Source organism: Microcystis sp. M109S1, from assembly GCF_020247025.1.
Taxonomy (GTDB): domain Bacteria; phylum Cyanobacteriota; class Cyanobacteriia; order Cyanobacteriales; family Microcystaceae; genus Microcystis.
Genome location: NZ_JADBRW010000086.1, coordinates 1 through 8,602 on the forward strand (window position 1 = coordinate 1; position 8,602 = coordinate 8,602).

Below are 8,602 nucleotides of genomic sequence, written 5' to 3' on the forward strand. Positions count from 1 at the left end.
CGGACAAGCTTTTCTGAACGGAACTCCCTAAGCCGAGTTTTCAAGGTGCTGTCCGCCCACTTGGTTTTCGAGACGGTCTTTTTGATTCTAACGTAAAGCCAACCTAGAACGGCGGGGTTTCCCACCCAAAATTTTCGATGATCATTTTTCTAGTCCGAAAAGCTCGCTCTTGAAAAAGGGGACAATTGTTAAATATTATTAAAATAATATTTACTAATTAACCAAAATACCAGTGAAACTAGCTCAAGCTCAGACGATATTAACAGACACTTTAACCGTATTTTGGGGAGAATGGCTAGATTTACGCGCTAGAGTCCTTCAGATCGCAGCCACAGGTTTAGTTTCTCCCCTAATCTATATTATTGGTTTCGGGTTGGGGTTGGGAAGCGCCCTCGATCGCTCGATGAAACCCTCGATCGGCGATTCTTATCTAGAATTTATCTTACCCGGAATGGTGGCCCTGTCCTCAATGGCGATCAGTTTCGGGGGAACCACCTTTTCCATCTGTGGCGATCGCTTATTTAGTAAAACCTTCGAGGAATTATTATTACTTCCCGTCCATCCCCTCTCATTATTTTTAGGCAAAGTTTTCGCGGGAATTTTGCGCGGTGTAATGACTTCTGCATCAGTGATTCTCGTTGCTATCTTATTTACAGGAAAATTTGCCAGTTTTCTCAATCCCCTCTTTTTATTAGTTTTAATCTTAAATTGTGCCGTCTTTGCCGGTTTAGGGGCAATTGTCGGATTGCGAGTTACATCCCTCGAAAGTGTCAGTCTGTATAATAACTTTTTAATCGTGCCGATGTCTTTTTTAGGAGCAACTTTTTTCGACCCCCAAACCTTACCCTGGCCATTAAAAATTATTGTTTATTCCTTGCCCCTCACCTATGCTAGTCTGGGATTAAGAGCCGCAGCCTACGATATCAATCAATTTCCTTGGTTCGCTATCCCCATTTTATTAATCGTCGCTATTCTTCTCTCGATCATCGGTGCTTATCAATTCTCCCATCAAAGGGATTAAATCAGTGATCAGTAATCAGTAATCAGTAATCAGTGAGCAGTAATCAGTAATCAGTAATCAGTAATCAGTAATCAGTAATCAGTGATCAGTGATCAGTGATCAGTAATCAGTAATCAGTAATCAGTAATCAGATTTTAGTTTTCGGTGAACAGTATTAAGTGGCAAGTTTTGAGCTTTATTTTCATGGATTACTGTTTGATTTTTACTGATAAAAGCAAAAAGCTCCTGACTCCTATCTCCTGACTCCTATCTCCTGACTTCTTTTTACTTTGAATAAATATATCCTTTTTTATAAACCCTACGAGGTATTATGTCAGTTTACTGATGAAAATGGGCGCTCGACTCTAAAAGATTATATTCCCATCCCCAATATCTATTCAGTCGGTCGTTTAGATAGGGACAGCGAGGGATTATTATTACTCACAGATAACGGTCAATTACAGCATCGTTTGGGTCATCGTCAATTTGCTCATCCGCGTACCTATTGGGTACAAGTCGAAAGAATTCCTGACCTAAACGCTTTAGAAAAATTGCGTCAAGGTCTTCCTATTCAGGATTATCGCACTCGACCAGCCATAGTTAATTTACTAGATTTTGAACCAGATTTACCCCCCAGAGAGCCACCGATTCGTTATCGAAAATCTGTCCCCACCGCTTGGTTAGAAATTACCTTAACTGAGGGGAGAAATCGTCAGGTAAGACGGATGACTGCTGCCGTTGGTTATCCCACTTTAAGATTAATTAGAACAGCCATTACTATTGACAAAAACAATAAATTATGCTTAACAGGATTACAACCCGGTCAATGGCGAGAAGTGACTGAAAAAGAGAGAAAAGCCTTAGAAAGGTTATAATTTTTGTAAGTAACCTTGATAACCAAAATTGAATGTATAGTTTGGTACTTGATCAGATGATCCACAATTATCTATAATCGTGAATATTAAACTTAAGACAAAAATGAAAGTTAAAATTAAAAATCTTGGCATTTTAAAACAGGCAGAATTCAGTCTAGGCGACCTGACAATTATCTGTGGTGGTAATAATACAGGTAAAACTTATGCTACATATTCTTTATTTGGTTTTTTATATACTTGGCGAAGACTATTAATGTCGCCAAAATTTGGACTCAAAGAAAAAATTGATCAACTACTTTCTGATGGTGTAATTAGTCTCGATCTACAGGAGTATGTTCAACAGTGTGAAAGTATTCTTACTACAGGTTGTCAAGGATATGTTCGACAAATACCTGAAGTTTTTGCGGCCAACGAGGAGAGGTTTAAAAATGTTGATTTTCAGATAGAATTAAATTTTGACAATATTCAATTTAAAAAGAAGTATGAAAGGAAAATTAGTACAGCAACATTGGAAATTATCTCGATTAGCAAACCTGAAGATGAGCCTTATTTATCCATTACATTATTAACAGAAACAGAAAAAATAAATCTGCCAGTGCATTTTCTTGAGGATATCATTTACGACAGCATCCAAGATATAATTTTCTCTCAGTTTTTTCCCAGGCCATTTATTGCCAGTGCAGAAAGGACAGGAGCGGCAATTTTTCGCAAAGAGTTAAATTTTGCTCGTAATCGTTTACTGGAAGAAATTAGCAAAAATAGCAATTTTGATCCTACGGAACTGTTATTTAATGTTTCTCAGGATTATGCGCTCCCGGTCAAAGAAAATGTAGATTTTACTAGACAAATAGAAACAATTGTCAAAAAAACTAGCTTTATCGCCGAAAATTATCCCAGTATTTTAGAAGATTTTGCCGATATTATTGGTGGGCAATATATGATTACTAGCAATGGTGAACTTTATTACATTCCTAAAGGAAAAAAACTGAGACTATCGATGGATGAAAGTTCTAGTGCTGTACGTTCTCTTTTAGACATTGGCTTTTATTTAAGACACGAAGCTCGCATCGGAGATTTGTTGATAGTAGATGAACCTGAATTAAATCTCCATCCAGAAAATCAACGCCGTGTCGCTAAACTTTTCGCTCGACTGATTAACATTGGTATTAAAGTTTTTATCACTACTCACAGTGATTATATTATCAAAGAAATCAACACATTAATTATGCTCAACCATGATCAACCACACCTGAAACAAATTGCCGCAGAAGAAGGCTATAGACAAGAGGAATTATTATCGGCCGATCAAGTTAAAGTCTATATTGCTGAACAAGCTTTAGAGATGTTAAAAGGAAAAAAAAGAAAGACCAAATTTAACACTTTAACTCCCGCTAAAATTGATCCAGAAATGGGTATCGAAGCGCGCAGTTTTGATACTACTATCGAAAAGATGAATCGTATTCAAACGGCTATTATTTGGGGTGAGGAGTAATGTCTGATATTGCTATCCTCAAAGAAATGATTAGGGATTGTGCGATAGTAGAGTTGGAATATAAAAAAGAATACAAACGAGATAGCTATTTACTGAAACTGACAGAAAATCAAGATAACTATTCGTTTGTGGTTAATGGAATGCCGAAACCCGATGAGGTTATTGTGATCAATCTAGATGAGTTTTTTGATGTCCGCAGAATTTTTACTGGTAGTAGTAAAGGTGAGTGTAAGCGTGCAGATTTTATAATTATCGCTAATACCACTTCTGAAAAAGTTATCCTTTGTTTGGAAATGAAGAAAAGCAGAGATGATAATTCATCGATAATTAAACAATTAAAAGGAGCCAAATGCTTTGTCTCTTATTGTCGTGAAATCGGACGCTTATTTTGGAATCAACCCGATTTTCTTCGGGACTATCAATATCGCTTTGTTAGTATTAAAAATATCAGTATTTCTAAAACAACCACCAGCAGCCGTAAATTTTCTCAAAAAAGTGAGATTCATGATCAACCAGAAAAAATGTTAAAAATTTCCGCTAAAGCCAAGCACTTTCAAGAATTAATTTAGTCCTATAGCTTGACATTATGAACGATTTAATCTCGATCGAATAACGATCTTTTGCCGAGAGTGCCGAAAGAGCCTTATCGATGCTCATTTTTAAAAACTTCAAACACCTGCCGACTGAAATATTTTAACTTATCAGCCACTTTGGGAGAGGGTTGATAATTGCCGACTAATTGCCAATTTTCCACCGTGGATAGTCGCCAAGCGGTTCCTTGATGGTTAAAAGCCTGCATTTCTAAGCCAATCAAACGCTGATGCTGATCCTCGCTATCGAGATGAAAACGAATTTGTACCAGAATACTGCGCCCTTGAATTCTGGGACTCCAACCGGGAAAATGGAAAGCGATATCGATCGAGTCAGGGTCCGTTAACTCCCTTGTGTGGGGATCATTGCGCCAAGGTTTCAGATCTGCCTTTGCATCGGGGAATTGTTGTTTAAACAGGTTGACGAGTGTGGCGATCTTCGCCGTTAATTCTAATCCTTTTGCCTGTTCCGACGCATTCATGCTCACCTCTGATAATTGCTTATAAAGTAACTATTTATACAGTTTAGCCCTGCTTTTTGCGACTATTGCACCAATTATAACGATATTTTCTCGATCGAGTCCAAAATGCCGCACCTGTCAATCAAGATAGCGCAGCCAAAAAGACAAAATCAAAACTAAACTAGAAAATAGGATAATCGACAGGAACAGTATTTTCTATGAATCCCCAAGAGTCTCTATTACAATCGATCGAAAAATTAGGCTATCGGGTTACGGTGGGTGATGTGGCGGCAAAATCGGGTTTAGAGATTAACGCTGCACAACAGGGATTATTAGCTTTAGCTGCGGAAGCGGGGGGACATTTACAGGTAGCAGATACGGGGGAGATTATCTATCTTTTTCCCGAAAATTTTCGCTCGATTCTTCTGAATAAATATTGGCAATTAAAGTTAAAAGCTTTCGGTAGTAAAATCTGGCAAGTAGTTTTTTATGTTATTCGCATTTCCTTTGGCATTGTTTTAATTATTTCGATTTTAATCCTCTTGCTGGCTATTCTGGCCATCCTGCTTGGCTTAATGTTCAAAGATAGTGACTCGGATAACAATTCGGGAAATAACAAAATTAATATTAACTTCTTTCCCACGGACTTTTTCTGGATTTTTTATCCCGATTTTGGTAATAACTACTACGAAAGAAGAGATAGGGAAGTTAAGGCAGAAAAACCCGCTAGTAAGATGAATTTTCTGGAGTCAGTTTTTTCTTTTCTTTTTGGCGATGGCGATCCTAATTTTAATTTAGAGGAGAGACGCTGGCAAACTATCGGTCAAGTAATTAAAAATAATCGTGGCTCGATTATTGCTCCACAAATTGCTCCCTATCTCGATAGTATTACCCCCAGTCATGAGGAGACAGAAGACTATGTTCTGCCAGTTTTAACTCGCTTTAATGGTTTGCCGCAAGTGTCCGATCGAGGCGATATTATCTATTATTTTCCCGATCTACAGGTGACAACCAAAGAGAGAAAAGTACAAGCATTGTCACCCTATCTAAGAGAAAAAAGCTGGAAGTTTAGCGAAGCGGATAGTGGTCAAATTATCTTAGCTTTAGGTTTAGGGGGGGTTAACTTTATCCTCGCTTTAGTTTTAGGATTTTTGCTCAACAGTGACAGTGTCGATTTGAGCGGTTCTCTGGGGTCGATAGTCACAGGGATCTACGGTTTTCTCCTCAGTTATGCCGCTGCTTTTTTGGGGATTCCCCTCGGTCGTTATTTCTTTTTGCAGTGGAGAAATGAGCGGGTTAATCAACGCAATCAACAGCGAGAAAAAAGAGCAGATTTATTAGCCCAAAATAATCCTGAATTAGAGCAAAAACTTGCCTACTCTCGTCAATTCGCTGACCAAAAAGTGATTACAGATGCTGATATTAGTTATTCTACCGATCAAGACTATCTCGAACAAGAGATCGAGCGTTCCGATAAAATCGATCGAGAATGGCAAAAACGCTTAGAATCGCCCGATTAATCCCTAAAATCCCCACCAGTAAGTTTACTAAAAAGAGGGCGAAGGCAATTCGCCCCGACCAGAAAAAATGCTCTTTAAGTAAGTAGTTATAATTCAATTGAAGATAGATTCTGCCCGGTGCATCTCACATTTGCAGAAACACCGACAATCAGCAATTATCAATGACTCTTAAATGATGACAAATGTGTCAGCAGCTGTCTGTAAGCATCCCACCGAAAAACTAATGCGCGGGGGGTTCTACCCCCCAAAAGCTGGGATTGATTGATAAAATCGCAAGTAATGCCAAATTTTAGAACGTAGGTTGGGTTGAAGCATGAAACCCAACGCCCGCATGGGTTACGCTACCGCTAACCCATCCTACAAATAATTGTGCCTCCCTACTTAACTTAAACGATCGAGAGTGCGATACTGAATTGCTTCGGCAACGTGGGAACTTTTCAGCATTTCACTATCTCCTAAATCGGCAATGGTGCGGGCAACTTTGAGAATGCGATCCATTGCTCGGGCCGATAAACCCAATTTTCGGATTGCCCCTTCTAAAATATGGCGACTGCTATGATCAAGAGCGCAAAAACCCCGCAAATGCTCGGAATTCATCTCCGCATTAGAGCGAATCCCGGTATTCTGAAAGCGATCGCTGGCCTTTTGTCTGGCCCTTTCTACCCGTTGCCGCACTTGCTCAGAAGCTTCTCCCCGACTCTCTTGGGTCATTTCTTCCGGTTTCAGGCGATTTACCGTCACTTGTAGGTCAATACGGTCTAAAAGCGGTCCCGATAATTTCGCCCAATATTGTTCCCGTTGTCGCGGTGAACAGCTGCAGGGTTGCACCGAATCGCCGTAATAACCACAGGGACAGGGATTAGTACTGGCCACCAGGGTAAAACGTGCCGGAAAAGCGACGGAAAGACGAGTGCGAGAAATGCTCACATAACCATCCTCTAGGGGTTGCCGGAGATATTCCAAGACACTGCGCTTAAATTCCGTTAATTCGTCCAAAAATAAAATACCACGGTGGGAAAGGGAGATTTCTCCCGGTCGGGGATAAGTGCCACCTCCCACCAGCGCTGCCCCGGAAGCGGAGTGATGGGGACTGCGAAAAGGACGCTCGCGCACCAGGGAACCTCGATCTTTCAGTAATCCGGCGACGGAATGAATCTGGGAGACTTCTAGGGATTCGGCAAAGGTTAACTGCGGCAGAATTCCGGGTAAACGTCGCGCTAACATGGTTTTACCGCTGCCCGGCGGCCCGACAAAAATTAGGTTATGACCCCCAGCTGCGGCAATTTCCAGGGCCCGACGGCCAATTGCTTGACCTTTGACATCCTTGAGATCGGGGAGATTTACCTGCGATCGCCCAAATTCCTCGGCAGCGTTAAAAGTCATCGGTGAATAGCGATCGGGTTCATTTAAGAAATTTACCACTTCCGATAGATGACGAAACCCATACACTTGTAAGCCTTTAACCACGGCCGCTTCTTTGGCATTATCGGCGGGAACCACTAAACCCTTGATCCCCATTTTTTCGGCGGCGGCAGCAATGGGTAAAACCCCCGCCACGGGACGCAAACTACCATCGAGGGATAATTCGCCTAAAAAGAGAAAATCCCCCAATAAACCGGCTTCTACCTGTTCGGAAGCCCCTAAAATGCCGATACTAATCGGTAAATCATAAATCGGCCCCTCTTTGCGGATATCGGCGGGACTTAAATTGATGACAATTTTGCGGATGGGAAAGGCAAATCCGGCATTTTTTAGGGAAGCTTTTACCCTTTCTTTCGACTCCTGCACTGCGGTATCGGGTAAACCCACCACGGCAATTCCGGGTAATCCCCCCGATACATCCACCTCTACCCCGATTTTAATGGCATCGATGCCGATAATTGCCGCACTCCAAACCCTTGCTAACATTTTGGCTCAAGTAAAAATAAAGTGAGTTCTTAGGAAAATGAAACAGGATGTTAGGCTAGTTTTCCGCATAAAAATGATTTTATCTGGGAATTTACCCTGAAAATCACCGTATTTATCGGGATAACCTCACCAGAAAAGCTGAGAGCTTAATGGTATAGTTAAAAAAAAGCAATTTGTCTATGAGCGAGACTATTTTTAGCAAAATTATCCGTAAAGAAATTCCTGCCTCGATCGTCTATGAAGATGATCTGGTCCTCGCTTTTCGAGATGTTAATCCCCAAGCACCCACCCATATCCTCATTATCCCCAAAAAACCGATTCCGAAACTAGAGGAAGCCAGCGACAGCGATCGCGAGCTATTGGGACATTTGTTACTAACTGTTAAAAAGGTGGCCGCCGAAGCTAAATTAAGTCAAGGTTATCGAGTGGTGATTAATAATGGGGAACAGGGAGGTCAAACCGTCGATCATCTTCATGTCCATCTCTTAGGCGATCGCCAAATGGCTTGGCCCCCCGGGTAAACTCCCCTTATTTTCCCGCATTTTTGGGGAATTCTAGAGCTAGAAGCCTTCTTTTCCGAGTCTGTCTTCTCGATTTAGTTACCTTTTGCTCCTGTTGACATCCTCACCGCCGTAAACGGACGGTGATTCCCAAACCTCACGATTTAGGTTTCTGCTTCTTTCCCTTGCGGGGTTTCGCACCTGCCTTAACAGAGTAAATCTGTTCTGGTCTTATGGTCGCTCTACAGACTGACAC

8 protein-coding genes are annotated in these 8,602 nt (G+C 41.0%); 6 read left to right on the forward strand and 2 right to left on the reverse strand.

Features of this window, described 5'->3' with window-relative positions; translation table 11 throughout:
- Positions 1–232: 232 nt before the first annotated feature.
- The 4 genes from IM322_RS04215 to IM322_RS04230 all read left to right on the forward strand — a co-directional run bounded on the left by IM322_RS04215 (position 233) and on the right by IM322_RS04230 (position 3,936).
- The gene (locus IM322_RS04215) at positions 233–1,021 is read left to right on the forward strand and encodes an ABC transporter permease (protein WP_287674076.1); all 789 of its coding nucleotides are present in this window, start codon (positions 233–235) and stop codon (positions 1,019–1,021) included.
- A 269-nt stretch (positions 1,022–1,290) separates the two neighbouring features.
- Positions 1,291–1,875 carry a pseudouridine synthase gene (locus IM322_RS04220; protein ID WP_286825306.1) on the forward strand — a complete coding sequence of 195 codons (585 nt, stop codon included), beginning with the start codon at positions 1,291–1,293 and terminating at the stop codon, positions 1,873–1,875.
- A gap of 103 nt (positions 1,876–1,978) precedes the next feature.
- Positions 1,979–3,367, forward strand: coding sequence for an AAA family ATPase (locus IM322_RS04225; protein ID WP_287674078.1), 1,389 nt, complete (start codon positions 1,979–1,981; stop codon positions 3,365–3,367).
- On the forward strand, positions 3,367–3,936 hold the full coding sequence (locus IM322_RS04230) for a hypothetical protein (RefSeq protein ID WP_287674079.1): 570 nt from the start codon (positions 3,367–3,369) through the stop codon (positions 3,934–3,936). Before IM322_RS04225 ends, IM322_RS04230 begins: the two co-directional genes overlap by 1 nt.
- Positions 3,937–4,010: 74 nt before the next feature.
- Here IM322_RS04230 and IM322_RS04235 read toward each other — a convergent pair whose 3' ends face one another.
- Entirely contained in the window at positions 4,011–4,439 is a 429-nt protein-coding gene (locus IM322_RS04235; protein ID WP_002743840.1) for a Tery_1686 family protein, read from the reverse strand.
- Between the two features lie 197 nt (positions 4,440–4,636).
- Between IM322_RS04235 and IM322_RS04240 the strand changes: the two genes are divergently transcribed.
- Positions 4,637–5,938 carry a hypothetical protein gene (locus IM322_RS04240; protein ID WP_287674081.1) on the forward strand — a complete coding sequence of 434 codons (1,302 nt, stop codon included), beginning with the start codon at positions 4,637–4,639 and terminating at the stop codon, positions 5,936–5,938.
- A gap of 381 nt (positions 5,939–6,319) precedes the next feature.
- Here the strand turns inward: IM322_RS04240 and IM322_RS04245 are convergent, their stop codons facing one another.
- Positions 6,320–7,846 (reverse strand): YifB family Mg chelatase-like AAA ATPase, encoded by a 1,527-nt coding sequence (locus IM322_RS04245; RefSeq protein WP_286825302.1) that lies wholly within the window; start codon positions 7,844–7,846, stop codon positions 6,320–6,322.
- A 179-nt stretch (positions 7,847–8,025) separates the two neighbouring features.
- Here IM322_RS04245 and IM322_RS04250 point away from each other — a divergent pair, with 179 nt between their 5' ends.
- Entirely contained in the window at positions 8,026–8,367 is a 342-nt protein-coding gene (locus tag IM322_RS04250) for a histidine triad nucleotide-binding protein (RefSeq protein ID WP_287674083.1), read from the forward strand.
- Positions 8,368–8,602 lie beyond the last annotated feature (235 nt).

Coding starts and splice junctions, on each gene's coding strand:
- IM322_RS04225 (WP_287674078.1), top strand. CDS start 1,979: ATGAAAGTTAAAATTAAAAATCTTGGCATTTTAAAACAGGCAGAATTC.
- IM322_RS04230 (WP_287674079.1), top strand. CDS start 3,367: ATGTCTGATATTGCTATCCTCAAAGAAATGATTAGGGATTGTGCGATA.
- IM322_RS04235 (WP_002743840.1), bottom strand. CDS start 4,439: ATGAATGCGTCGGAACAGGCAAAAGGATTAGAATTAACGGCGAAGATC.
- IM322_RS04240 (WP_287674081.1), top strand. CDS start 4,637: ATGAATCCCCAAGAGTCTCTATTACAATCGATCGAAAAATTAGGCTAT.
- IM322_RS04245 (WP_286825302.1), bottom strand. CDS start 7,846: ATGTTAGCAAGGGTTTGGAGTGCGGCAATTATCGGCATCGATGCCATT.
- IM322_RS04250 (WP_287674083.1), top strand. CDS start 8,026: ATGAGCGAGACTATTTTTAGCAAAATTATCCGTAAAGAAATTCCTGCC.